Here is a 22,570-nt window from a genome sequence, read left to right on the forward strand (position 1 = left end):
TCCCTGATCGGCAAGCAACCGCTTAGTATGTGGTGCGACCCCGGTAAGGGGTCCTCGCACTATGAGCGTCCGATCAGGTCGCGTGGTCTGGTGCCGTGCATCGCAAGGCGCTCCGGCAACGCGGCGAGGTGCGGTGCCAGGCCGCGCGACCCGGGCGGGCATAGTGCGAGGACCCTTAGGCAGAGCAGTCCCGTGGAGGCCCCCATGCAGGCATGGCACGTGCACGAGAACGGCGAGCCGAGCGAGGTGATGCGGCTCGTGGACGTCGAGCGGCCCACCCCCGGTGACGGCCAGGTCCTGCTGAAGGTGCGCGCGGCGAACATCAATTTCCCGGACGCCCTGCTGTGCCGCGGCCAGTACCAGGTCAGGCCCCCGCTGCCGTTCACGCCCGGCGTGGAGATCTGCGGCGAGACCGAGGACGGGCGCCGGGTCATCGCCAACCCCGCGCTGCCGTTCGGTGGACTCGCCGAGTACGCCGTCGCGGACGCCGCGGCCCTGCTGCCGGCACCCGAGGCGCTCGACGACGCCGAGGCCGCCGCACTGCACATCGGCTACCAGACGGGCTGGTTCGGTTTGCACCGGCGTGCCGGTCTGGAGGCCGGGGAGACGCTGCTCGTCCACGCTGCCGCAGGAGGGGTCGGCAGCGCGGCCGTGCAGCTCGGCAAGGCCGCCGGCGCCACCGTCATCGGTGTCGTCGGCGGCGCCGACAAGGCGGCCGTGGCCCGGGAGTTGGGCTGCGACGTCGTCATCGACCGGCGCGCCGAGGACGTCATCGCCGCCGTGAAGGAGGCCACCGGCGGACGCGGCGCCGACGTGATCTACGACCCGGTCGGCGGGCAGGCGTACACCCAGTCCACCAAGGTGGTCGCCTTCGAGGGCCGGATCGTGGTCGTCGGCTTCGCGAGCGGGTCGATCCCCAGCCCGGCCCTCAACCACGCCCTGGTGAAGAACTACTCGATCCTGGGCCTGCACTGGGGCCTCTACAACACCAAGAACCCGAAGCTGGTCCTGCACTGCCACGAGCAGCTCACCGAGCTGGCCGCACGGGGTGCGATCAAGCCGCTGGTCAGTGAGCGCGTGTCGCTCGGCGGCGGGGCCGCCGCCGTGCAGCGCGTCGCCGACGGCGTCACCACCGGCCGGGTCGTCGTGCTCCCCGGCCTGACCGAGGGGGCGGCGGCATGACCGACGCGACCGAACTGCGCCGCCGCACCCAGGAGTTGCTGGCCGCGCACCCTCCGGCCACCACCGAGCGATTGGACTTCCTCAGGGCCCGCTTCGACGCGGGACTGGCCTGGGTGCACTACCCGGAGGGCCTCGGCGGGCTCGGCGTGCCGCGCTCCCTCCAGGCCGTCGTGGACGCCGAGTTGGAGGCGGCGGGCGCCCCCGACAACGACCCACGGCGCATCGGCATCGGCCTCGGCATGGCGGCGCCGACGATCCTCGGCTTCGGGACGGAGGAGCAGAAGCGGCTATATCTGCGGCCCCTTTGGACCGGTGAGGAGGTCTGGTGCCAGCTCTTCAGCGAGCCCGGTGCCGGGTCCGACCTCGCCGCACTCGGCACACGTGCCGTTCGTGAGGGCGACGAGTGGGTCGTCAACGGCCAGAAGGTGTGGACGTCCAGCGCCCACATCGCCCGCTGGGCCATCCTCATCGCCCGCACCGACCCGGACGTGCCCAAGCACCGAGGCATCACCTACTTCATCTGCGACATGACCGACCCGGGCGTCGAGGTGCGGCCGCTCAGGCAGATCACCGGCGAGGCCGAGTTCAACGAGGTGTTCCTCACCGACGTCCGCATCCCCGACTCCCGCCGCCTCGGCGACATCGGTGACGGCTGGCGGGTCGCCCAGACCACGCTGAACAACGAACGCGTCGCCATCGGCGGCATGCGGCTGCCCCGCGAGGGCGGCATGATCGGCCCCGTCTCGAAGACCTGGCGCGAACGCCCCGAACTGCGCACCCACGACCTCCACCAGCGGCTGCTGAAGCTGTGGGTCGAGGCCGAGGTCGCCCGACTCACCGGAGAGCGGCTGCGCCAGCAGCTCGTCGCGGGCCAGCCCGGCCCCGAGGGCGCCGGCATGAAGCTCGCGTTCGCCCGACTCAACCAGGAGATCAGCGGTCTGGAGGTCGAACTCCTCGGCGAGGACGGCCTGTCGTACGACGACTGGACGATGCGGCGCCCCGAACTCGTGGACTTCACCGGCCGCGACGCCGGCTACCGCTACCTGCGCTCCAAGGGCAACAGCATCGAGGGCGGGACCAGCGAGGTCCTGCTGAACATCGTCGCCGAGCGCGTCCTGGGCCTGCCCGCCGAGCCGCGCACCGACAAGGACGTCGCGTGGAAGGACCTCGCCCGATGAGCACCGAGAGCCCTGCGAGCACGCAGCCCGACCTGCTGTACACCGAGGAGGAAGAGGCGCTGCGCGCCGCCGTCCGCGACCTGCTCACGGACCACTGCGACGCGGCGAGCGTGATCGTGCGCACCGAGTCGGACGCGCCCCACGACCTGGAGCTGTGGAAGGCGCTCTCCGACGGCATGGGCCTCGCGGGACTCCTGGTGCCGGAGGCGCAGGGCGGCCAGGGTGCCACGCACCGCGAGACCTCCGTCGTGCTGGAGGAACTGGGCCGCGCGGTCGCCCCCGTGCCGTACCTCACCAGCGCCGTCGTCGCCACCGAGGCGCTGCTGGCCTGCGCGGCCGACGACCTGCTCGCCGAGCTCGCGTCGGGACGGACGATCGGTGCCCTGGCCGTCGCGCTGAACGTCGCGCCGGGCGGGGCCTACAAGGTCGTCCGGCACGAGAACGGCACCCTGCACGGGGAGTTGACCGCCATCGCCGACGCCGCCGTCGCCGATGTGCTGCTGGTGCCGGCCGACGACGGCGGTCTGTACGCGGTCGACGCCTCCGCCGCGACCGTCACGCCACAGGTGTCCCTGGACCTGACCCGGCCGCTGGCGAAGGTCGCCCTCGACGGGGCGCCGGGACGACTGCTCGGCGACGCGGAAGCCGCCGTGCAACGCGCCCTGCGCGCCGGAGCCGGACTGCTGGCCTCCGAACAACTCGGCCTCGCCGACTGGACGTTGACCGAGACGGTCCGCTACCTGAAGGAGCGCAAGCAGTTCAACCGGCCCGTCGGCGGCTTCCAGGCGCTCAAGCACCGGCTCGCCCAGCTGTGGCTGGAGGTCGCGAACCTGCGGGCCGCGGCACGCAACGCCGCCGGCGCCCTCGCCACCGGCGACGACACCGATGTGGCGGTGGCCGTGGCCCAGGCCTACGCCGCGCCCGTCGCGGTCCACGCCGCCGAGGAGGCCCTCCAGCTGCACGGCGGCATCGGTATGACGTGGGAGCACCCCGTGCACCTGTACCTCAAGCGCGCCAAGGCCGACGCGATCGCGTACGGCACGGCGGGCGGTCACCGTGAGTCGCTGGCCGGGCTCGTGGATCTCCCGGCGCCCCGATAGGCCTGCGTAGCCTGCCGGTTCGGCGAAAGGCCCGCCCTCTCCACAGGGCGGGTCTTGTCGTTGACCCGCGCGCCACCCAGGTGAACGCACAGCGGCAGTCCGGCCAACTCCCCGCACACGCCTCCACATCGGGCCATACAGGAACTCATACTCGCTGGAGTCCCGTACGGCACTACCAGGGAGGCAGAGCATGGCCCTCACCACCCGCCGCAGAGCCCTCACCACCCTCGGCGCCGCCCTCGCGGGCTCCGTCGCCCTCCCCGCCACCCACGCGTGGGCGGGCGACGGGAAGCACGGCCCGCGACCGCTGTGGCGTGCCCACGCGCACAACGACTACGAGCACCCGCGTCCCCTCTTCGACGCCCTCGACCACCGCTTCGGAAGCGTCGAGGCCGACATCTACCTCGTCGAGGGACAACTCCTCGTCGCCCACGACCCGGTCGACCTCGACCCGTCCCGCACCCTCGAATCCCTCTACCTCGACCCGCTCGCGGCCCGCGTGAAGGCCAACAAGGGGTCCGTGTACCGGGGGCACCGCAAGTCCTTGCAGCTCCTCATCGACATCAAGACCGAGGGTTCGTCGACGTACCTGGAGCTCGACCGCCATCTGCGGCGCTACCGGCACCTGTTCACGACCTACGCGCACGGCCGCGTGTACCCGGGCCCGGTCACCGCCGTCATCTCCGGCGACCGCGCCGCCCGCACGCCCATGGAGGCGCAGACCGTGCGCCGTGCCTTCTACGACGGGCGCCTCACCGACCTCGGTACCTCCGCCCCCGCCTCGTTCGTCCCGCTGATCAGCGACAACTGGACGCTCAACTTCACCTGGCTGGGCGTGGGTCCGTTCCCGGACGCCGAGCGGACGAAGCTGCGCTCCATCGTCTCCACGGCGCACAAGCGGGGGCAGCGGGTGCGCTTCTGGGCGACCCCCGACGCGCCGGGCGCGGCCCGCGACGCGCTGTGGGGCGAACTCCTCGCCGCTGGTGTCGACCACCTCAACACCGACGATCTCGCCGGACTCGAAGCCTTCTTGGACGCGCACGAGCGGTAGTAGGACAAACGGACGGCGGACACCACACGTTCGGCGGACACGTCAGCCGCACGGACGAACCCTCCGCTACGCCACACTTGCGGCCGAACGCCGCGAAGCGGACGTGGCGGAGGAGGTTGACGATGGTCGTGTCCATCTCGGTCATTTTGCTGCTGCTGGTCCTGGCGGTGGTGTTCCTGCGCAACGGCGCACTGAAGTTGTCGCACGCCGTGGTCTGCATCCTGCTCGGCTTCTGCCTGGCCAGTTCGAGCATGGCCCCGACCATCCACAACGGGATCACGGCCACGGCGGACATCGTGAGCAGCCTCAAACCGTGACGCCCGTCGGCGGTCAGAGGCTTGGCGGTCAGGGGCTTGGCGGTCAGGGGTTCGAGAACACCCCGATGCCGTTCGGGACGGGACGTTCGGCGCTGCCACTGGGGTGGTTCCATACGGAGACGCCGGCCGCGCCCGATGCGCGCGCGACCAGCGTGCTCGAACCGCCGCCGTCCAGACTGAACGCGTCCGTCGCGCCCAACTCCCGCATCGTGTCGGCCACTTCGGCGATGGTGAGTCCGGTGCGGAACTCGGCCGCCCCGTCCAGGGCGAGCAGCAGCATCCGGCGCCCGCCGTTCGCGATGCCGGCAGCGGTGCGCACGGCAGAGACCCTGGCGTCGAGGCCCGGCAGCGGCCGTCCGCCGGTGAGGACCGGATAGCCGCCGATCGCGAAGGCGTACGGGACGCGCGACTTCGCGGCCACGAGTCGGTGCCGTACGGTGACCTTCTCGCCCACCGACAGCTTGCGCAGCTGCTGGGCGCCCGCCTCCCGGCCGACCAGGACGGTCGTGCCGGAGGCGATGGGGCCACGGCCCGGAGAATCCGCCGCCGACACCACCCGGCCACCGGTGACCATCACCTCGTACGTGTCCGTGCTGCACGGAGCCGCCCGGTCCGTGTCCGTGCCGCAGACGGCCCGCGCCCGGGAAACCGCGCCCCAGTCCGAGGTGAACGCGCCGATGGAACCCTCCGGCAGCGCGTACTGGTTGAGGCCGCGCAGCCGCAGGGTCCCCTCGGTCGTTCCGATCGAGCCTTCGAGCACGAGCCGGTCCAGACGGGCCGTGCGGTCGGTCCCGACACCGAACACCTGCTCGGTATTCGTGCCGGGCGGCAGGGCCGGGCCGAAGCGCTGACCGTTCGGGACCGCGGCCTTGAGGCGGTGCCCGGCCGCGACCGCCGGGCCGACCGAGGCGCCCGTGGCCTCGACGCCCGGGTGCTGGGTCTCGGTGATGTTGAAGAAGTCGCCGTTGACCCCCGCGACGGCACCCGCCGAGTCGGCGAGCCGTGAGATCGTCGCCCGGGCCGCCACCGCTCCGGGGTGCAGGAGACCCACCTGTACGTGCTTGTCCCGCAGATCGACGCTCAGCACGTGCGCGTGCGCCACACCGTTCGCCGCCGCGATGTCGAAGTCGGTGTACTCGACACCGGGCGCGATCTCGGTCGCGTCCGGCGCAGCACTGGCCGGCGTCGCGCCCACGAGGGCGGCACCGGCCAGTACGTTCCAGACCGCGAGAACCGTCAGTACCGTTCTGAACCGTCCGAACCGACGCGTCACGGCGACCCCCTGATGTCTCGTCAACTGTCCCAGGACTCAGGGGCAGTGGACCAGACCGCGGGCGCCGTGACGGTGGCTATGCGCCGACGACTCGGGAACGGATCAGAAAACGCACTCCTTCGGGTGCCTCCAGGGAGAAGCCACTGCCCCGGCCCTCGACGACGTCGACGATGAGCCGCGTGTGGCTCCACACCTCGTACTGGTTCCGCGACATCCAGAACGACACCGGCTCGTCCATGCCCTCGACCGCCAGCTCGGCCAGCAGTATGTCCGAGCCGCCCGTGCGGAACTCGCCCTCCGGGTAGCACATGGGCGCGCTGCCGTCACAGCAGCCGCCCGACTGGTGGAACATGAGCGGCCCGTGAGCGGCACGCAGCCGCCTCAGGAGGTCGGCGGCCGCGGGGGTCAGCTCGACGCGGGGGACGACATCGGTCGCCGGGGCGGTCTCCGGGTCGGTCACGGGGCATCACTCCTCGGGTCGGCGGTGCCAGCCAAGCACCAGCCACGTTGCACCGAGGTTGCACCTCCGTGGCGCGAAAAGCGATGGTTGTGCAAAACGTTTTGGATGCCTAGCTTGTGCCGCATGAGTGACAGAACCACCCCGTCGGCGGGCCGCCTCCTGGTGCGCGGCTGCGACGTGCTGCGCGTCCCGCCGACGGGTGAGTGCGAGGTCCTGCGGGCGCGGGACATCGTGGTGGCGGCCGGTGTCATCCAGGAGATACGGCCGACCGGCATGGCAGCACACGAGGTTGCGGACGTGATCGACGGGCGCGGGCTGCTCGCCGTCCCCGGTCTGGTCAACGCGCACACGCACAGCCCGATGGTGCTGATGCGCGGCGCCGCCGAGGACGTCACGGTCGAGGGCTGGTTCAACGACCGGGTCTGGCCGATGGAGAGCAACCTGACCCCCGCCGACGTACGGCTCGGCGCCCGGCTGGCCTGTGCCGAGATGATCCGATCCGGGGTCACGACCTTCGCCGACCACTACTTCTTCCCCGAACAGATCGCCGAGGCGGTCGCCGAGAGCGGGCTGCGGGCCGACATCGCGCCCACCCACTTCAGCAACAGGGGCCAGGAGGCCCTGGAGTCGACCGTACGGTTCGCCGAGGAGTGGCACGGCGGTGCCGGGGGACGGGTGACCGTCTCGCTCGGGCCGCACGCGCCGTACACCGTCGAGGACGCCGACCTGCGGACCCTGGCCGGGCACGCGCGACGGCTCGGGGTGCGGATGCACATCCACGCCGCCGAGCACCTGGAGCAGACACACTCCAGCCTGGAGCGGCGCGGCATCACGCCGATCCGGGTACTGCACGAGACCGGCGTGCTGGCCGCCGGCGCCCTGATCGCGCACGGCTGCGGCATCGTCGAGGACGACCTCCCGTTGCTGGCCGAGTACGCGGACTCCACCGCCGTGGCCTGCTGCCCCAAGGTGTACCTCAAGCACGCGTTGTCCCCGCTGACCCCGGTCCGCGACCTGCTCGCCGCCGGAGTCACCGTGGCTGTCGGGACGGACGGCGCCGCCGGTCACAACACCCTCGACGTGTGGGAGGCGCTCCGGCTCGTCGCGCTCACCCAGAAGCAGGCCGTGCGGGACGCCACGTGGATGACGGTCTCCGACACCCTGCGACTGGCCCTGCGCGGCGGTGCCCGCGCCCTCGGCCTGAAGGACCGGATCGGAGCGCTGGAGCCGGGCATGCGCGCCGACATCGTCCTCACCGACCTGTCCGGTACGCACTGCCGTCCGCTGCACGACCCGCGCGCCGCGCTCGTGTACAGCGCCCGAGCCGCCGACGTGCGCACGGTGATCGTCGACGGCCGGGTCCTGATGCGGGACGGCGAGTTGCTGACCATGGACGAGAGCGAGCTGCTGGCCGAGGCCGACGCGGTGGTGGCGCGCGTCCTCGACACCTCCCACGGGACGGCGGTCCAGCACTATGCCCCCTGAGCCGTACACGGTGGGCCGCCAGGTGTCCGTCCGACGGCCCGCCTCCATCAAGGACGTGGCCGCCGCCGCGGGCGTCAGCCCCACCACCGTCTCCCACGTCCTGAGCGGCAACCGGCCGGTCAACGAGCACACCGCCGCCCGCGTCCGGAGCGTCGTCAACCGTCTCGGCTACGTCCCGGCCTCGCTCGCCCGCAGCCTCCAGGCCGGCTCCACCTCGGTGATCGGCCTGCTGATCCCCGACATCAGCAACACCTTCTTCGCGGAGCTGGCCAAGGGCGCCGAGGACGCCGCCCACGACCTCGGCTACGGACTGATCCTGTGCAACACCGAGTTCGACGCCGACCGCGAGGACCGCTACCTCGGCATGATCCGCAGCCGGTTCATCGACGGCATGGTGTACGCCTCGGGTTCCCCGCCGTCGCGCAGGCGGCTGGAGGCCCTGATGGGCAAGTTCCCCATCGCGCTCGCCGACGAGGAGGTCGAGGGGCTTCAGGGCGCGCTCATCGCGACCGCGGACCACGAGGCGGGCGGGCGGCTGGTCGGCGAGCACCTGCGGGCGCTCGGTCACCGGCGGGCCCTGATGCTGACCGGCCCGCGCGCACTGAAGAGTGGTGTCGCCCGTGCGCAGGGCTTCGTCCGGGCCTTCGGGGGTGAGGTCGTCGAACGCGTCGGCGACTTCAAGGAGAGCTCCGGCTACCGCCTGGTCGCCGACCTCCTCGACCGGGGCGGCCTCGACTGCACGGCCGTGTTCGCGGCCAACGACCTGATGGCGTTCGGCGCCCTCACCGCGCTGCGGGAGGCCGGACTGTCGGTGCCGGACGACATCTCGGTGGCCGGCTTCGACGACATCCGCGCCGCCTCACTGGCCCACCCGCCCCTGACCACCGTGCACCAGCCCGCCTACGACGTGGGCCGCACCGCCACCGCGCAACTCCTCCAGTACGTCACCCGGGGCGAGGTCCCGCCCGCGTCCCGGCACACGCTTCCCGTCGAGCTGAAGGTACGGGGCAGCACGGCCCCGGCCACCGCCCTACGACACCGCTGACCCCTGTCTCCGGGCGCCCCAAGACACCGTTCCACGCGGCTGCGCCCCGTGCCACGCTGCCCCAACCTGCCCTGCCCGAAAGGCGGTTCGCCATGCCCAGAGTCCTCGTCGTCGGGGAGTCCTGGTTCACGTACACGGTCCACCAGAAGGGCTTCGACGCCTTCCACACCGCGGAGTACACCGAGGGCGGCGGCGTCTTCCTCGACGCGCTGCGCTCACGCGGCCACGACGTGACGTACGTGCCCTCGCACGAGATACCCACGCGCGTGCCGGACTCCGCCGACGGCTTCGACACGTACGACGTCGTCGTCATCAGCGACGTCGGCGCCAACAGTTTCCAGCTGCCGCCCCAGACCTTCAGCGCCTCCGTACCCGCCCCGGACCGCTCCGAGCTGGTGCGGGACTTCGTGGAGCGGGGCGGCGGGGTGCTGATGATCGGCGGCTACCTCACCTTCAGCGGCATCGACGCCCGCGCCCGCTGGGGCCGGACGCCACTGGCCGCCGCGCTGCCGGTGGTGATGCTCGACCGCGACGACCGGGTGGAGCTCCCGGCGGGCGCCGTGCCCGAGGTGGTGGGCGAGCACGCGGTCGTACGGGGCATGGAGCGGGCCTGGCCGGCGCTGCTCGGCCTCAACGAGGTCGCCGTACGCGAGGAGGCCGCACTCCTGGCCGAGTGCGCCGGGCATCCGCTGCTCGCGGTCGGCAGCCATGGCGCGGGCAGGTCCGCCGCGTTCACCTCCGACGTGGCACCGCACTGGGCGCCGCCGCCGTTCCTGGCCTGGGACGGGTACGCGGAGCTGTGGGACCGGCTGGTGCGCTGGCTGGCGGGGGCGGAGCTGTGACGGCTGGACACCAGGTGTCGGGCGGCTCCGCCGACCGGCACGACGCGCCCACCGCGCCCGGCGCCCGGGACGGAGGCGAGCGCGCCGTTGCCGTGCCCGACGCTGCCGTGCCCGACGCTGCCGTGCCCGCCGACCGGGCCGAGCGCGAGCGGGCCGTCGGCGACCAATCCGGCGCGAGCCCGGTCACCGGCACCCGGCCCGGCCACGGCCCCGTGACCGGCACACCCCACATAGCCGCCGGCCCCGGCGACTTCGCCCCGCTCGTCCTCATGCCCGGAGACCCGCGCCGGGCCCGGCGCATCGCCGAAACGTTTCTGGCGGACGCGCGGCTGGTCACCGACGTCCGCGGCGTCCTCGGCTACACCGGCACCCACCGGGGCGAGCCCCTGTCGGTCCTCGCCTCCGGCATGGGCATCCCGTCCGTGTCGATCTACGCGACGGAGTTGTTCCGGCACTACGGCGTGCGCAGGATCGTCCGGGTCGGCACCGCCGGGGCGCTGCCGCTCACGGTGGCCGTGCGGGACGTGGTGATCGCCTCGGCCGCGCACACCGACTCCAGCATCAGCCGCGTCCTCGTCGACGGCGTGAGCCTCTCGCACACGCCCTCCTACGGCCTGCTGCGCGCGGCCGCCAACGCGGCGGGGCAGCAGGGCGAGGCCGCGGTGCACATCGGCCCGGTGTTCACCAGCGACCACTTCTACCTCGACCGTCCCGCCCTCTTCGACGCGCTGGAGCGCAGGGGCACGCTCGCCGTGGAGATGGAGGCGGCGGGACTGTACGCCGTGGCCGCCACCGAGGGCGGCGAGGCGTTGGCCGTGCTGACGGCCTCCGACCACCTCCGCACCGAGGAGGCCCTCTCCGCCGCCGAGCGCGAGACCTGCTTCGACCGGGCCGTGCGCATCGCCGCGGCGGCCCTGCTCGGCGATGTCCGAATTTCTCCTTGAGGTAATCAGACCGAAACCCAGCGACGTAGCCAAAACGTTTTGCACTTCCTACTGTCAACGCAACGCATACCGAGGCAGGAAACAATGATCGGCCACTCACCGACCAGGAGAATGATGATGCGACACGGAAGAAGCGCCGCCCTCGCGGTGGCGGGGGCACTCGCCCTCACCGCGTGCGGAGGATCGGGTGGCGACGACAACTCCGGAGCGGCGGCGTCCGGAAAGCCGCGCATCAAACTCGTGATCAATGGCGGACTGGGCGACAAGTCGTTCTTCGACTCCGCCTACGAGGGGCTGAAGAAGGCCGAGAAGGACCTCGGCTACGAGCTCAAGGTGGTGGAACTGGGCTCGGACCGCACCAAGTGGGAGCCCGGCTTCGAGGACGCCGCCGCGGCCGACGACTACGACATCCTGGCCGCCGGCACCTTCGAGGTCACCGACTACATAGGCGAACTCGCCCCGCAATACCCGGACAAGAAGTTCTGGCTCTTCGACGCCCCGGTCGACTACACGGGCAAGAACGGTACGTGCTCCAACAAGTGCGAGAACGTCTACTCCGTGACCTTCAAGCAGAACGAGGGCGGCTATCTCGCCGGATTCCTCGCCGAGAAGCTGGTGGCCGGGAAATCCCTCAAGGGAGCGGAATCCTTGAAGAAGGTCGGCGTCATGCCGGGAGTGAAGATTCCCGTCATCGACGACTTCGTCGTGGGTTTCAAGGCCGGATTCAAGGACGCCGGCGGAAAGAACTCCGACGTGCTCGTGCAGTACGTGGGCGGCGACAAGCCTTTCGGCGACCCCGCCAAGGGCAAGGAGATCTCCACCGCGATGTACGGCCAGGGCGCCGCGCTGGTGTGGCCGGTCGCCGGGCTCTCCGGACTCGGCACCTTCGAGTCGGCCGTCAGCGCCGGGCGTTACACCTTCGGCGTGGACTCCGACCAGTACCAGACCCTCACCGACCAGGCCCAGAAGAACACCGTCGTCACCTCCATCCTGAAGAACGTCGGCAACGCCCTCTACAAGGCCGCGCAGGACGACAAGAAGGACTCCCTGAAGTACGGCGCCGTCGACACGGTCGGCCTCGCCGACGACGCCGTGGGCTACGTGAACGACGACCACTTCAAGGAGCTGGTCCCGCAGAAGACCCGCACCGCACTCCAGCAAGCCGCTGACAAGGTCAAGTCCGGCTCCGTCACGGTCCCCAGCGCCCTCTAGCCGGAAGCGCCTCGCGAGATGAACGAGTCATGGGGTGACGCCGGAGCGGCCGTCGCCGCCCGCGCGGTCACCAAGACCTACGGCAACGGCGTGCGCGCCGTACGCGGAGTGGACCTCCAGGTCCCACCGGGCGAGATCCGCGCGGTCGTCGGGGAGAACGGCGCCGGCAAGTCCACCCTGATGAAGCTGTTCTACGGCCTGGAACAGCCCAGTTCCGGCGAGATCCTGATCGGCGGCCGGCCACGGGTGCTGCGCGGCCCCGGCGCGGCCATCGCCCTCGGCGTGGGCATGGTCCACCAGAACCTCATGCTGGTGCCGTCCTTCACCGTCGCCCAGAACGTCGTCCTCGGCGTCGAACCCGGCCGCCGCGGCCTCGTCGACGTGAAGGCGGCCATCGAGACCACCGCGCGGCTCGCCCAGGAGTCCGGCCTCGCCGTCGACCCCGTGGCGCGCGTCGACGAGGTGTCCGTGGGCATGCGGCAACGCACCGAGATCCTCAAGGCGCTGCACCGCAAGGCCCGCGTCCTGATCCTCGACGAGCCGACCGCCGTGCTCACCCCGCAGGAGACCGAGGACCTGTTCGCCGCGGTGCGCCGGCTGCGCGACGGCGGCATGACGGTGCTGTTCATCTCCCACAAACTGCGCGAGGTACGGGAGATCAGCGACAAGGTGAGTGTGATGCGGGCGGGTTCCCTGGTCGCGACCGTCGCGACCGCCGACGCCACCGAGCGCTCACTGGCCGCGATGATGGTCGGACGGGACCTGTCCCTCGACGTCGAGCGCGCCCCCGCCCGCCCGGCCGGAACGACCCTGCGCGTACGGAACCTGGAGTACCGCGCCGTGACCGGCCAGTCCCTGCACGGCCTCGACTTCGACGTGGCCGCCGGGGAGATCGTCGGCGTGGCCGGCATCGAGGGCAACGGGCAGACCGAACTCGCCGAGATCCTCGCCGGGTTGCGCCGCCCCACCGCGGGCACGGTCCACGTCGACGGCACCGACACCGCCGGACTCGACGTAGCCGGGCACCGCGGTGCGGGCGTCGGCTACGTCCCCGAGGACCGGCTGCACGACGGCGCCGCCCTCGACGAGTCCATCGCGGACAACCTCGTGGTGGACCGCCACGACCGTCCGCCCCTCGCCCGCCGGGGCATCCTGCGGCCGAAGGCCGTGCGCGCCCACGCCGAACAGCTGATCTCCGACTACGCGATCCGCACGCCCGACCCGTCGGTCCCCGTGCGCTCCCTGTCCGGCGGCAACATGCAGAAGGTGATCGTCGCCCGCGAACTCTCCGCCGGGCCACGCCTGTTGATCGCCTCGCAGGTCACGCGCGGAGTGGACGTCGGCGCCATGCGGTTCATGTACGAGCGGCTCGTCGAGGCCCGTGACCAGGGCGCCGCCGTGCTGCTGATCTCCGCCGACCTCACCGAACTGCTCGCCCTCTCCGACCGGTTGCTCGTGATCAAGGACGGCGGCCTGGTCGCCCGCTTCGACGACACCACCGGGCTCACCGAGAAGCGGGTCGGGCTCTGCATGCTGGGCGTGGAGCGGCACGACAGGGAGCGGCTGACGGCCGGGCAGGACTCGGCCGGCGAGGGGGCCAGGGCATGACCGCCACCCTCGTGGAGACCGAGGACCGCCGCGCCTACCGGGCCACCCGGCGCCGTGACCTCGCCGTCGACCTCAGCATGACCCTGGCCACCATCCTCGCCGCCCTCGCGATCGGCTTCGTCGTCATGCTCGCCACCGGCAAGGACCCGGTACGGGCGTACGAGGCGATGCTCACCGGGCCACTGGAGCGCTCCTTCCGGGTGGGCCGCTGGCTGGAGGACGCGACCACGCTCACGCTGCTCGGGCTGTCGGTGGCCATCCCGTTCCGGGCCCGGCAGATCAGCCTGGGTGCCGAGAGCCAGCTGTACGCCGGGGCACTGGCGGCGGCCATGGTGGCGATCTTCGTGCCGCTGCCGCCCGTCGTCGCGGTGATCGTGCCGCTCGTCGCCGCTGCCGCCGCGGGCGCCGGGATGGGCCTGGTGCCGGGCGCGATGAAGGCACGGCTCGGCGCCAACGAGATCGTGGCCACGCTGATGCTCAACGCCATCGCCGTCCGCGTCTACGACTACCTGGTCAATGGCCCGCTGAAGCAGCCCGGCAGCACCGCCGTGCACTCGGACCCCATCCGGCCGGACTCCGCGCTCACCCCGCTCCAGGAGTGGTTCGGTGTGCCCCTGGGCCGCGCCAACACGGGCTTCGTGCTGATGCTGCTCACGGCCGTCGCGCTGTGGCTGCTGATCACCCGCACCCCGCTCGGCTACCGCATCCGGATGACCGGCTCCAACCCCGACTTCGCCGAGTACGGCGGCATCCGCGTGCCCCGCGCCATCGAGTGGAGCTTCGTCATCGGCGGCGCCGTGGCGGGTCTGGCCGGGGCGCACCTCGTGCAGGGCGTGTACGGGCGCCTCGAACCGGGCCTCGCCGGAAGCCTCGCCTTCGAGGGGATCGTCGTGGCCCTTCTGGCCCGCAACAACCCGCTGGTCGTCGTGGTCGCCGGGCTCTTCTACTCGTACCTGCGCTCCGGCGGAGACATCATGGAACAGCAGACGGACGTCGGTACCGAGATCGTCGTGGTCATCCAGGCGGTCATCGTGCTGCTGGTCACCGCCCAGGCCCTGCCGGACCTCCTCAAGCGCCGCATCGCGCGCAGACAGGCGGGTGTCCGATGAGTTCCGTCCTCGACGTCGTCCTCAGCAGCGCCTTCCTCGCGGCGGTGCTGCGGGTCGCCACCCCCTACCTGCTCGCCGCGTTCGGCGGACTCGTCGCCGAGCGCGCCGGGATCAGCAACATCGGCCTGGAGGGCCAGATGCTCTCCGCCGCCTGCACCGGGGCGCTGGTCGCCGGGTACAGCGGCTCGGTGACGGCCGGAGCGGTGTGCGGGATCGCGGTCGCCGCGCTCCTCGGTCTGCTGCTCGCCGCGCTGCGCCTGGAGCTGGGCGCCGACGCGATCATCGCGGGCATCGGCCTCAACCTGCTCGCCTCGGGCGCCACCGCCTACACGGTCTTCACCTTCCTCGACGACAAGGGCGGCACGTCCGGTCTGAAGAGCGGCACCCTGCCGACCGTCGCCCTGCCGGGCATCGAGAGCATCCCCGTGCTCGGGGACGTGCTGAGCGGCCAGAACACGGTCACCTGGCTGGCCTTCCTGGCCGCCCCGGCCGTCGCCTGGCTGTTCTACCGCACCCGCTTCGGGTTCCACCTGCGCGCCGTCGGCGAGATGCCCGAGGCCGCCGCCTCCGTGGGCATCGCGGTACGGCGCGTCCAGTACGCGGGCCTCGCGCTGAGCGGTGCCCTCGCCGGACTCGCCGGGGTCTTCCTCAGCATGGGCTACGTGTCCTTCTTCGTACGGGACATGACCGCGGGGCGCGGCTTCATCGCCCTCGCCGCCGTGTTCCTCGGCGGCCTGAGGCCCTGGGGTGTCTTCCTGGCGGCGCTCGGCTTCGGCGCGGCGGAGGCGCTGGCCGTACAACTCGGCACCCTGGACGTGCCGCCGCAGCTGGTCTCGACGATCCCCTACGCGCTGACGCTGGTGGCGCTCGCCGTGTACGCCTGGCGCCGTAAGCGCAGGGGCGCCGGGGAGGTCACGGCCGCCTCCATGTGACATCCACTCCACACCCGCACCGTGCCGCCACGCGGTGGTTCCGCCCTGCCCACCCTTCCCGGAAAGAAGAACCATGCGACACGGACATCGCACCCTCCTCGGCGGCCTCGCGGCGGCCACCTTCCTCAGCGCGGTCCTCCCCGCGAGCGCGATGGCGGCTCCGCACGAACGCCCCCCGGCCGTACGGCTCCTGGACACGCTCACCGTCCCGGCCGGAACCACCGAGGACGGCATGCCGTTCGGCGGGCTCTCCGGTATCGACTACGACCGGCGGTCCGGCGAGTACGTGGCGATCAGCGACGACCGCTCGGAGAACGGCAAGGCCCGCTTCTACACCCTGCGTCTGCCCCTGCGCGGCGGCGCGTTCACGAAGCCCGTGGTGGAGGGCCTGACGGTTCTCGACGACACCGACGGCGAGCCGTTCGCGACGAAGGCCGTCGACCCCGAGTCGATCCGCTGGACGCCGGGCGGCCGGAGCCTGCTGTGGACCAGCGAGGGCGCTTCCAGCTCCGGCCGGCCGGCGTTCCTGCGCGAGGCCGGCCCCGAGGGCGCGTACCGCCGCGAGCTGCCCCTGCCCGACGCCTACGCCCCGGTCCGGGACGGCGCCGGCAAGCTCGTCGCCGGCGTCCGCAACAACCAGGCGCTGGAGGGCCTCACCCTCACCCCGGACGGCAGGAAAGCCGTCACCGTGACCGAGAACGCCCTCGTCCAGGACGGCCCCGCCGCGAGCCTGACGAGCGGGAGCCCCTCCCGGCTGCTGGTCTCGGACCGCCGGACGGGACGACCCGAGGCCCAGTACGTCTACGAGGTCGACCCGGTCTCGGACGCCGCGACCGCCCCGCTGCCCCCGCCGGTGAACACCTTCTCCTCCGACCGGGGCGTCTCCGAGATCCTCGCGATCAGCCGCACCGACTTCATCACCGTGGAACGGTCCTTCGCCTCCGGTGTCGGCTTCGCCATCCGCCTCTACTGGACCACGACGCGCGGCGCGACCGAGGTGAGCGGCGAGCATGCCCTGTCCGGCACCGAGACGCCCATGCGAAAGAAGCTGCTCTTCGACTTCACCACCTCCGGCACAGACGCCGACAACGTCGAGGGCATCACCTGGGGCCCCGTCCTGCCCGACGGCTCCCGCTCCCTCGTCCTCGTCTCCGACGACAACTTCGGCTTCAACGGCGGCACCACGAAGTTCCACCTGCTGGCCGTACGACCATGGGTCACCAGCGGGGGAGCCTGAGCTCGTAGTCCGGCTGGAAACGGCGCATGTAGCCGGTATCGTCGCGGCCCCGCCTCCCGGAGTCCAGGTAGACGCGGTGGAGGCGGTCGAGGGCCTCGTGGTCGAGCTCCACACCGAGGCCGGGGCCCGTCGGGACCCTGACCGCTCCGTCGCGCAGTTCCAGGGTGCCCGGGACGATCACGTCGTCGGCCGAGTTCCACGGGTAGTGCGTGTCGCAGGAGTGGTCGAGGTTGGGGATGGCCGCGGCGACATGCGTCATGGCGGCGAGGCTGATGCCGAGGTGTGAGTTGGAGTGCATCGACAGCGCGATGCCGAACGCCTCGCAGACCGCGGCCAGTTCGCGGGTACGGCGCAGCCCGCCCCAGTAGTGGTGGTCGGTGAGGAGCACCTGGATCGCGTTCTGCTCGATCCCGGGCTTCAGGTGCTCCCACGCGACCACGCACATGTTGGTGGCCAGGGGGAGCGAGGAGTCCTTGGCCACCTCCGCCATACCGGGGATCGTCGCGGTCGGGTCCTCCAAGTACTCGAGGACGTCGGCGAGTTCGCGGGCGACGTACTTCGACGTCTCCACCGTCCACGCCGTGTTCGGGTCCAGACGCAGCGGCTGTCCGGGGAACGCCTCCGCGAGGGCCCGCATGGCCGCGATCTCCTCGTCCGGCGGGAACACCCCGCCCTTCAGCTTGAACGAGCTGAAGCCGTACCGCTCCCGCATCAGGCGGGCCTGCTCGACGACGCCCGCCGGGTCGAGGGCCTCGCCCCAGTCGTCGCCCACGGCCGGGCGGCCGTCCAGCGCCGGGTGCTCGGCCCACTTGTAGAACAGGTACGCCGCGAACGGCACCGCGTCACGGACCCTGCCGCCCAGCAGGTCGCTGACCGGACGCCCGAGCAGCTTGCCCTGCGCGTCGAGGCAGGCCACCTCGACGGCCGAGGTGGTCCAGCCGCGCTCGTGGGAGCTGGGCACGGTGGCGAGGAGGGCGGCGTCGATCGCGGCGGAGACGGCGGTCGTGTCGAAGACGTCCATGCCGACGACCGCCTTCGCCGCGGCCATGAGCCGTTCAAGGCGTACGGCGCCGCCCGTCGACTCGCCGAGGCCCACCGTGCCGTCCTCCAGGACGAGTTGGAGGATGTTGCGGAGCGCGAGCGGCTCGTGGACGCCGTTGGAGTTGAGCAGGGGCGGGTCGCGGAAGGCGATCGGGGTGACGATCAGCTCGCGAATACGGGTGCCCGGGGTGCTGCTCATGCGTGAATCGCCTCCAGTCCGCGGTCGATCAGTGTCGTCAGCCGGGCCACGTGCTCAGGCGCGGGGTCCAGCAATGGTGCCCGTACGCCGCCCACGTCCAGGCCGCGGAGGGTCACTCCGGCCTTGATCAGCGAGACGGCGTATCCGGGGACCTCGTCACGCAGCTCGACGAGCGGCTCGTAGAAGTCGTCGAGGAGCGTGGCGACCAGCGCCTCGTCGCCCTCGGTCAGGGCGCGGTGGAAGGCTGTCGCGATCTCCGGGGCGAACGCGAACACCGCCGAGGAGTACAGCTCGACGCCGATCCCGCGGTAGGCGGGCGCGGTCATCTCGGCGGTGGGCAGGCCGTTGAAGAACTGGAAGTCCTCGGTGCCCGGCACGGCACGCACCGCCCGCACGATGCGGTGCATACGCTCGATGTCACCGAGACCGTCCTTGAGGCCGACGACCGACGGCAGCGCGGCGATCTCGGCGGCCGTGGCCTCGGTGAGCCGGGCCGTGCCGCGCTGGTAGAAGATCACCGGCAGGCCGGTGGCCGCCGTCACCTCTCTCACGTACCGCACGAGGCCCTGCTGCGGTGCGCTCACCAGGTACGGCGGCAGCAGCAGGATGCCGTCGGCGCCCGCGCGTTCGATCCGGGCGGCCTGGTCGCGCGCGACCGGCACGGGGCCTCCCGCCGCGGCGAGGACGGGCGCGCGCCCCGCGGTGGTGGTCACCGCGACGCGCGTGGCCCGCTCGATCTCCTCGCTCGACAGCGCGTGGAACTCACCGGTGCCGCAGGCGACGAAGACGCCGCCCGCACCGGCCGCGACACCGGACTCGATGTGCTGGGCGAGCCGCTCCTCGTCCAGCGAGCCGTCCGGGGCGAACGGCGTGACCGGAAAGAACAGCACTCCTTGGAACTTCATGTCTCCCTCAAAGGTGGCGGGGTGGGTCAGCCCTTCGTGGCACCGGCGGCGATGCCGGTGACGAGCGAGCGCTGGAGGAGCAGATAGACGACGAGACTGGGTACGAGCGCGATGACCGCACCGGCCAGCACCACCCCGGAGCCGACCTCGGGGTCGGTGCGCAGGACGGCCAGGGCGACGGTGACCGTGTAGTCGGTGGGGTCCTTCGCGGCGATCAGGGGCAGCAGGTACTGGTCCCAGATCATGATGAAGCCGAGCACGCCGGCCACGCCGAGCGCGGGCTTGCACAGCGGCAGGACGACCTGCCACAGCATCCGCAGCTCGCCTACGCCGTCGAGGCGGGCGGCCTCCTCGATCTCGTCGGGGATGTCCTTCATGAACTCGGTCAGCAGCATCACCGAGAAGCCCCAGGCGCCGAGCGGCAGGATCACGCCCCAGACAGTGCCCTTGAGGTCCAGGCCGAGGACCGGCACATGGCCGAGGACCAGGGACAGGGGGATGGCGATGACCTCCTCGGGGAGCATCATCGTCAGCATGAAGAGCGTCAGGACGAGGGCCTGCCCGCGGAATCTGTGCCGGGCCAGCGCGTACGCGGCGAGCGTGCAGACGACGAGCTGGAGGAGCAGTCCGCCGCCCGCGATGACGAGGGAGTTGGAGAAGTAGTCCCAGATGCCGCGCTCGCCCGCCACCCGCATGTTCAGCAGGGTGGCGTCGTGCGGGAAGAAGGACAGCGACGAGCCGCTGGGGTGGGTGCTGAGGGCACCGGAGAGGATCGTCAGGAACGGTGCCGCGAAGACTCCCAGCGCGATCGCGCAGAGCAGGATCCGCAGGGCCCAGGCAGGTCCGGGACGGTCGCTCCAGCCGAGGGCGGTGTCGAAACGGGCGGGGGTGGTACGGCGCTGCCCGCCACTCCGTCCGGTGAGGGAGACCGAGAGCTTCGCGGACTTCCCGGGCTTCCCGGACGGCGTCTGAACGGGGTCGATGGCGGGGGCGCTCATCGCACGTCTCCCCTCTTGCGGAAGTAGTTGACCGTGACGGTGAGCAGCAGCGTCACACAGAGCAGCACCACGGAGGCCGCCGAGGCGCTGCCGATGTCGTTGCGGGTGAAGCCCAGGGTGTAGGCGCGGGTCATCCACACGTCGGTCGAGCCGGCCGGGCCGCCGCCGGTGAGGACGTACACCTCGGTGAAGACGCGTAGTCCGCGGATGGCGGCGAGGACGAGGACGATGCCGAGGGCCGGGCGGATCGCGGGCAGCGTGACGTAGCGCAGGCGCTGCCAGAGCGAGACGCCGTCCATCGCGGCGGCCTCGTAGAGGTGGCGGTCGACGCCGGCGAGCCCGGCGAGGAGGATCACCATGTTGTAGGGCGCCCAGATCCAGATGCCCATGGCCATCGTCGCCCACAGAGCCGTGTCCGGGTTGTCGAGGAACGGCACGGGCCCGAGGCCCAGGAACCCGAGGCCGCTGTTGATGAGGCCGTCGGACGTCGGGTAGTACATCAGCCGCCACAACTCGCCGACCACCGCGGTCGCGGTGACGACGGGCAGGAAGACAGCGGTGCGGACGATCCTCAGCGAGCGGGCCTGGCCCTCCAGCAGCAGGGCGAGGAGGAAGCCGAGGGCGATGGCGCCCAGCGACTGGCCGATGCCGAGGACCAGGGTGTGGCCGATGGCGTCCTGGAAGCGGTGGTCGGACAGGACCCGGGTGTAGTTGTCGAGGCCGACCCACTTGTCGCCGAGGAACGGGCGCACCTCGAAGAGACTGAGCCAGATGCCCTTGCCCATGGGGACGAACTTGAAGACGAGGGCGAGCAGCAGGCCGGGCGCGAGGAACAGCCAGGGGAGTACGGCCTTCCTGCTGAGGGCGATCTTCCCGAAGGCCCGCTGGGAAAGCGCTCTGCGCTGCCGGGTCGGGGCGCCCGGCGTGGTCACGGTAGCGGTCATTTCAACAGGTCCTGGTCCTTGAGGTCACCGGCGAGGGTGTCGTTCAGCTCCTTCAGACCGGAGCGGACGTCGCTGCCGCAGTACGTGAACAGCGCGTTGAGGCTGTCGGCCGTGTCCTGTTTGACCGGGGCGAAGTCCGGGGCGTTGGGGAACTGCTGGGAGGCGTTCTCGTACGCCTTCTGCACCACGCTCCAGCGGGCGTCGTCGCGGACCTTCGCGGCGTCGAGCGTGGAGTTGACGGGGATGCGGACGACGGGCTGGTTCTTGCCGGTCATGGCGAGCCGCTGCCCTTCAGGGGATATGAGGAACGCGGCGAGCGTCTTCTCCTGCCTCGCCTTCCCCGTCCGGGCGCCGAAGTAGATGTTCTCGCCGTCGGCCAGCACGGTGGAGCCGGCCGGGCCCGCGGGGGCGGGGAGGACCTCGTACTTGTCCTTTCCGAGCGCGTCGTCGAAGGTGACGATGTTGTAGGGGCCGGTGAGGTACATGCCGGCGTTGCCGTCCTGGAAGTTGGTGGCGGTGGCTGTGACGGAGGTGAGTCCGCCGGGCTGTATGACACCGTTGTCACCGCAGAAGAGGTTCTTCTTCAGCCAGGTGACGGTGCGGACGGCTGCCGCCGAGTCCATGGCCGGCTTGTACCCGCCGTCGCCGTCGGGCTTGATGATCTGCGCGCCGCCCTGCCACAGGTAGCTGGCGCCCCACCAGGTGACGTAGCCGTTCTGGGCGCTGCCGGGGACGACCATGCCGTACGTGTCCTTCTTGCCGTCGCCGTCCGGGTCACGGGTGGCGAAGGCCTTGGCGAGGGTCAGCATGTCCTGCCAGGTCTTCGGCTGCGGCAGGCCCAGCTTCTCGCGCCAGTCCTTGCGGACCATCAGGGTGAAGGCCTGGCGGGAGTACGGGATGCCGTAGTGCTTGCCGTCGAGGCCGACCGTGGAGGACCAGCTCTTGTCGGTGATCTGTCCGTGACCGGCGATCGAGTCGGGGGCGATCGGCTTCAGCAGCCCCTGACGCTGGTAACTGCCCATCAGCGCGGTGTCGTTGATCATGACGTCGGGCAGGTCCTTGGTGGACGCCCGGCTCTGGAGCTGCTGGTCGAAGTTGGGGACCGGCTGATAGTCGATCTTTATGCCGGTCTTCTTGGTGAAGGCGGCGAACACGCGCTCGTATGTGGCGGCGGAGTCCGGACCACTTCGGGTCCAGACCTCGAGCGTGTTCGGGTTGCCGCTGTCGGCGGCGTCGGAGCCGGAGCCGCAGGCGGCCGTTCCGAACAGGAGCCCTGCGGTGGTGAGCGCGGCGGCCAGGCGTCGGCGCCGGTGGCGCCGGTGGCTAGCACCCATGAGCGAGTACCTCCGTTCACGTACATGAACTCGCTTCATGAATCTAAATAATCGGAGGCAAGCTAAGACTTGGATTCAGTCACGTGTCAAGGTTGTGTCCGAAAGTTTTCACCGGCCCCTGGAGAGTGAGTCCCTGGGCTACGCCCAGGCTCCGGGGCGGGGGCTGGCTGGGGT

At 71.3% G+C, this 22,570-nt stretch carries 21 protein-coding genes; 14 read left to right on the plus strand and 7 right to left on the minus strand.

The features are described 5' to 3' along the window. Positions 1–204 precede the first annotated feature (204 nt). The 5 genes from FNH08_RS05440 (at position 205) to FNH08_RS05460 (ending at position 4,828) form a co-directional block, all read left to right on the plus strand. Complete coding sequence (locus tag FNH08_RS05440) at positions 205–1,182, plus strand: NADPH:quinone oxidoreductase family protein (RefSeq protein WP_152770096.1); 978 nt, start codon at positions 205–207, stop codon at positions 1,180–1,182. Continuing rightward, positions 1,179–2,360, plus strand: coding sequence for an acyl-CoA dehydrogenase family protein (locus FNH08_RS05445; RefSeq protein ID WP_152770097.1), 1,182 nt, complete (start codon positions 1,179–1,181; stop codon positions 2,358–2,360). Before FNH08_RS05440 ends, FNH08_RS05445 begins: the two co-directional genes overlap by 4 nt. Further along, on the plus strand, positions 2,357–3,460 hold the full coding sequence (locus FNH08_RS05450) for an acyl-CoA dehydrogenase family protein (protein ID WP_152770098.1): 1,104 nt from the start codon (positions 2,357–2,359) through the stop codon (positions 3,458–3,460). The genes FNH08_RS05445 and FNH08_RS05450 overlap by 4 nt, the downstream gene beginning before the upstream one ends. 190 nt (positions 3,461–3,650) lie before the next feature. Continuing rightward, the gene (locus FNH08_RS05455) at positions 3,651–4,511 is read left to right on the plus strand and encodes a phosphatidylinositol-specific phospholipase C/glycerophosphodiester phosphodiesterase family protein (protein ID WP_152770099.1); all 861 of its coding nucleotides are present in this window, start codon (positions 3,651–3,653) and stop codon (positions 4,509–4,511) included. Between the two features lie 122 nt (positions 4,512–4,633). Then, complete coding sequence (locus FNH08_RS05460; RefSeq protein WP_152770100.1) at positions 4,634–4,828, plus strand: hypothetical protein; 195 nt, start codon at positions 4,634–4,636, stop codon at positions 4,826–4,828. Positions 4,829–4,871: 43 nt separating this feature from the next. Here FNH08_RS05460 and FNH08_RS05465 read toward each other — a convergent pair whose 3' ends face one another. Together FNH08_RS05465 and FNH08_RS05470 are read right to left on the minus strand one after the other, a co-directional pair. Continuing rightward, complete coding sequence (locus tag FNH08_RS05465; protein WP_322723758.1) at positions 4,872–6,101, minus strand: phosphodiester glycosidase family protein; 1,230 nt, start codon at positions 6,099–6,101, stop codon at positions 4,872–4,874. A 76-nt stretch (positions 6,102–6,177) separates the two neighbouring features. After that, a complete protein-coding gene (locus FNH08_RS05470; RefSeq protein ID WP_322723760.1) occupies positions 6,178–6,561 on the minus strand; it encodes a DUF779 domain-containing protein in 384 nt (127 codons plus the stop codon). Positions 6,562–6,684: 123 nt separating this feature from the next. Between FNH08_RS05470 and FNH08_RS05475 the strand changes: the two genes are divergently transcribed. The 9 genes from FNH08_RS05475 (at position 6,685) to FNH08_RS05515 (ending at position 16,975) form a co-directional block, all read left to right on the plus strand. Then, positions 6,685–8,046 carry an amidohydrolase gene (locus tag FNH08_RS05475; RefSeq protein WP_152770102.1) on the plus strand — a complete coding sequence of 454 codons (1,362 nt, stop codon included), beginning with the start codon at positions 6,685–6,687 and terminating at the stop codon, positions 8,044–8,046. Continuing rightward, positions 8,036–9,091 (plus strand): LacI family DNA-binding transcriptional regulator, encoded by a 1,056-nt coding sequence (locus tag FNH08_RS05480; protein WP_152770103.1) that lies wholly within the window; start codon positions 8,036–8,038, stop codon positions 9,089–9,091. Before FNH08_RS05475 ends, FNH08_RS05480 begins: the two co-directional genes overlap by 11 nt. A 92-nt stretch (positions 9,092–9,183) precedes the next feature. Then, the gene (locus tag FNH08_RS05485; RefSeq protein WP_152770104.1) at positions 9,184–9,933 is read left to right on the plus strand and encodes a glutamine amidotransferase; all 750 of its coding nucleotides are present in this window, start codon (positions 9,184–9,186) and stop codon (positions 9,931–9,933) included. Next, on the plus strand, positions 9,930–10,877 hold the full coding sequence (gene deoD, locus FNH08_RS05490) for a purine-nucleoside phosphorylase (protein ID WP_322723762.1): 948 nt from the start codon (positions 9,930–9,932) through the stop codon (positions 10,875–10,877). The genes FNH08_RS05485 and deoD overlap by 4 nt, the downstream gene beginning before the upstream one ends. A 117-nt stretch (positions 10,878–10,994) precedes the next feature. Then, positions 10,995–12,089, plus strand: a complete 1,095-nt coding sequence (locus tag FNH08_RS05495; RefSeq protein WP_152770105.1) for a BMP family lipoprotein — start codon at positions 10,995–10,997, stop codon at positions 12,087–12,089. Between the two features lie 18 nt (positions 12,090–12,107). Continuing rightward, positions 12,108–13,697: an ABC transporter ATP-binding protein gene (locus tag FNH08_RS05500; protein ID WP_152770106.1), complete on the plus strand. Its 1,590-nt coding sequence runs from the start codon at positions 12,108–12,110 to the stop codon at positions 13,695–13,697. Then, entirely contained in the window at positions 13,694–14,806 is a 1,113-nt protein-coding gene (locus tag FNH08_RS05505) for an ABC transporter permease (protein WP_152770107.1), read from the plus strand. Before FNH08_RS05500 ends, FNH08_RS05505 begins: the two co-directional genes overlap by 4 nt. Continuing rightward, positions 14,803–15,738, plus strand: a complete 936-nt coding sequence (locus FNH08_RS05510; protein ID WP_152770108.1) for an ABC transporter permease — start codon at positions 14,803–14,805, stop codon at positions 15,736–15,738. The genes FNH08_RS05505 and FNH08_RS05510 overlap by 4 nt, the downstream gene beginning before the upstream one ends. Before the next feature lie 73 nt (positions 15,739–15,811). Then, a complete protein-coding gene (locus FNH08_RS05515; RefSeq protein WP_152770109.1) occupies positions 15,812–16,975 on the plus strand; it encodes an esterase-like activity of phytase family protein in 1,164 nt (387 codons plus the stop codon). On the opposite strand, the gene FNH08_RS05520 is transcribed toward FNH08_RS05515, so the two are convergent. The 5 genes from FNH08_RS05520 to FNH08_RS05540 are packed head-to-tail and all read right to left on the minus strand — an operon-like array spanning position 16,956 to position 22,396. Further along, positions 16,956–18,215, minus strand: a complete 1,260-nt coding sequence (locus FNH08_RS05520) for a glucarate dehydratase family protein (protein ID WP_152770110.1) — start codon at positions 18,213–18,215, stop codon at positions 16,956–16,958. The genes FNH08_RS05515 and FNH08_RS05520 overlap by 20 nt on opposite strands. After that, on the minus strand, positions 18,212–19,120 hold the full coding sequence (locus FNH08_RS05525; RefSeq protein ID WP_152770111.1) for a 5-dehydro-4-deoxyglucarate dehydratase: 909 nt from the start codon (positions 19,118–19,120) through the stop codon (positions 18,212–18,214). Before FNH08_RS05525 ends, FNH08_RS05520 begins: the two co-directional genes overlap by 4 nt. A gap of 26 nt (positions 19,121–19,146) precedes the next feature. Continuing rightward, entirely contained in the window at positions 19,147–20,118 is a 972-nt protein-coding gene (locus tag FNH08_RS05530; protein ID WP_152770112.1) for a carbohydrate ABC transporter permease, read from the minus strand. Then, the gene (locus FNH08_RS05535) at positions 20,115–21,062 is read right to left on the minus strand and encodes a carbohydrate ABC transporter permease (RefSeq protein WP_152770113.1); all 948 of its coding nucleotides are present in this window, start codon (positions 21,060–21,062) and stop codon (positions 20,115–20,117) included. The genes FNH08_RS05530 and FNH08_RS05535 overlap by 4 nt, the downstream gene beginning before the upstream one ends. After that, complete coding sequence (locus FNH08_RS05540; RefSeq protein WP_152770114.1) at positions 21,059–22,396, minus strand: sugar ABC transporter substrate-binding protein; 1,338 nt, start codon at positions 22,394–22,396, stop codon at positions 21,059–21,061. Before FNH08_RS05540 ends, FNH08_RS05535 begins: the two co-directional genes overlap by 4 nt. Positions 22,397–22,570 lie beyond the last annotated feature (174 nt).

Origin of the sequence: Streptomyces spongiae, assembly GCF_009377185.1 — a bacterium.
GTDB classification, from domain to species: Bacteria; Actinomycetota; Actinomycetes; order Streptomycetales; family Streptomycetaceae; genus Streptomyces; species Streptomyces spongiae.

What these genes read in the sequence shown, in the direction of transcription:
- FNH08_RS05440 (WP_152770096.1), top strand. Translation starts at nt 205, where the DNA reads ATGCAGGCATGGCACGTGCACGAGAACGGCGAGCCGAGCGAGGTGATG.
- FNH08_RS05445 (WP_152770097.1), top strand. Translation starts at nt 1,179, where the DNA reads ATGACCGACGCGACCGAACTGCGCCGCCGCACCCAGGAGTTGCTGGCC.
- FNH08_RS05450 (WP_152770098.1), top strand. Translation starts at nt 2,357, where the DNA reads ATGAGCACCGAGAGCCCTGCGAGCACGCAGCCCGACCTGCTGTACACC.
- FNH08_RS05455 (WP_152770099.1), top strand. Translation starts at nt 3,651, where the DNA reads ATGGCCCTCACCACCCGCCGCAGAGCCCTCACCACCCTCGGCGCCGCC.
- FNH08_RS05460 (WP_152770100.1), top strand. Translation starts at nt 4,634, where the DNA reads ATGGTCGTGTCCATCTCGGTCATTTTGCTGCTGCTGGTCCTGGCGGTG.
- FNH08_RS05475 (WP_152770102.1), top strand. Translation starts at nt 6,685, where the DNA reads ATGAGTGACAGAACCACCCCGTCGGCGGGCCGCCTCCTGGTGCGCGGC.
- FNH08_RS05480 (WP_152770103.1), top strand. Translation starts at nt 8,036, where the DNA reads ATGCCCCCTGAGCCGTACACGGTGGGCCGCCAGGTGTCCGTCCGACGG.
- FNH08_RS05485 (WP_152770104.1), top strand. Translation starts at nt 9,184, where the DNA reads ATGCCCAGAGTCCTCGTCGTCGGGGAGTCCTGGTTCACGTACACGGTC.
- FNH08_RS05495 (WP_152770105.1), top strand. Translation starts at nt 10,995, where the DNA reads ATGCGACACGGAAGAAGCGCCGCCCTCGCGGTGGCGGGGGCACTCGCC.
- FNH08_RS05500 (WP_152770106.1), top strand. Translation starts at nt 12,108, where the DNA reads ATGAACGAGTCATGGGGTGACGCCGGAGCGGCCGTCGCCGCCCGCGCG.
- FNH08_RS05505 (WP_152770107.1), top strand. Translation starts at nt 13,694, where the DNA reads ATGACCGCCACCCTCGTGGAGACCGAGGACCGCCGCGCCTACCGGGCC.
- FNH08_RS05510 (WP_152770108.1), top strand. Translation starts at nt 14,803, where the DNA reads ATGAGTTCCGTCCTCGACGTCGTCCTCAGCAGCGCCTTCCTCGCGGCG.
- FNH08_RS05515 (WP_152770109.1), top strand. Translation starts at nt 15,812, where the DNA reads ATGCGACACGGACATCGCACCCTCCTCGGCGGCCTCGCGGCGGCCACC.
- FNH08_RS05520 (WP_152770110.1), bottom strand. Translation starts at nt 18,215, where the DNA reads ATGAGCAGCACCCCGGGCACCCGTATTCGCGAGCTGATCGTCACCCCG.
- FNH08_RS05525 (WP_152770111.1), bottom strand. Translation starts at nt 19,120, where the DNA reads ATGAAGTTCCAAGGAGTGCTGTTCTTTCCGGTCACGCCGTTCGCCCCG.
- FNH08_RS05530 (WP_152770112.1), bottom strand. Translation starts at nt 20,118, where the DNA reads ATGAGCGCCCCCGCCATCGACCCCGTTCAGACGCCGTCCGGGAAGCCC.
- FNH08_RS05535 (WP_152770113.1), bottom strand. Translation starts at nt 21,062, where the DNA reads ATGACCGCTACCGTGACCACGCCGGGCGCCCCGACCCGGCAGCGCAGA.
- FNH08_RS05540 (WP_152770114.1), bottom strand. Translation starts at nt 22,396, where the DNA reads ATGGGTGCTAGCCACCGGCGCCACCGGCGCCGACGCCTGGCCGCCGCG.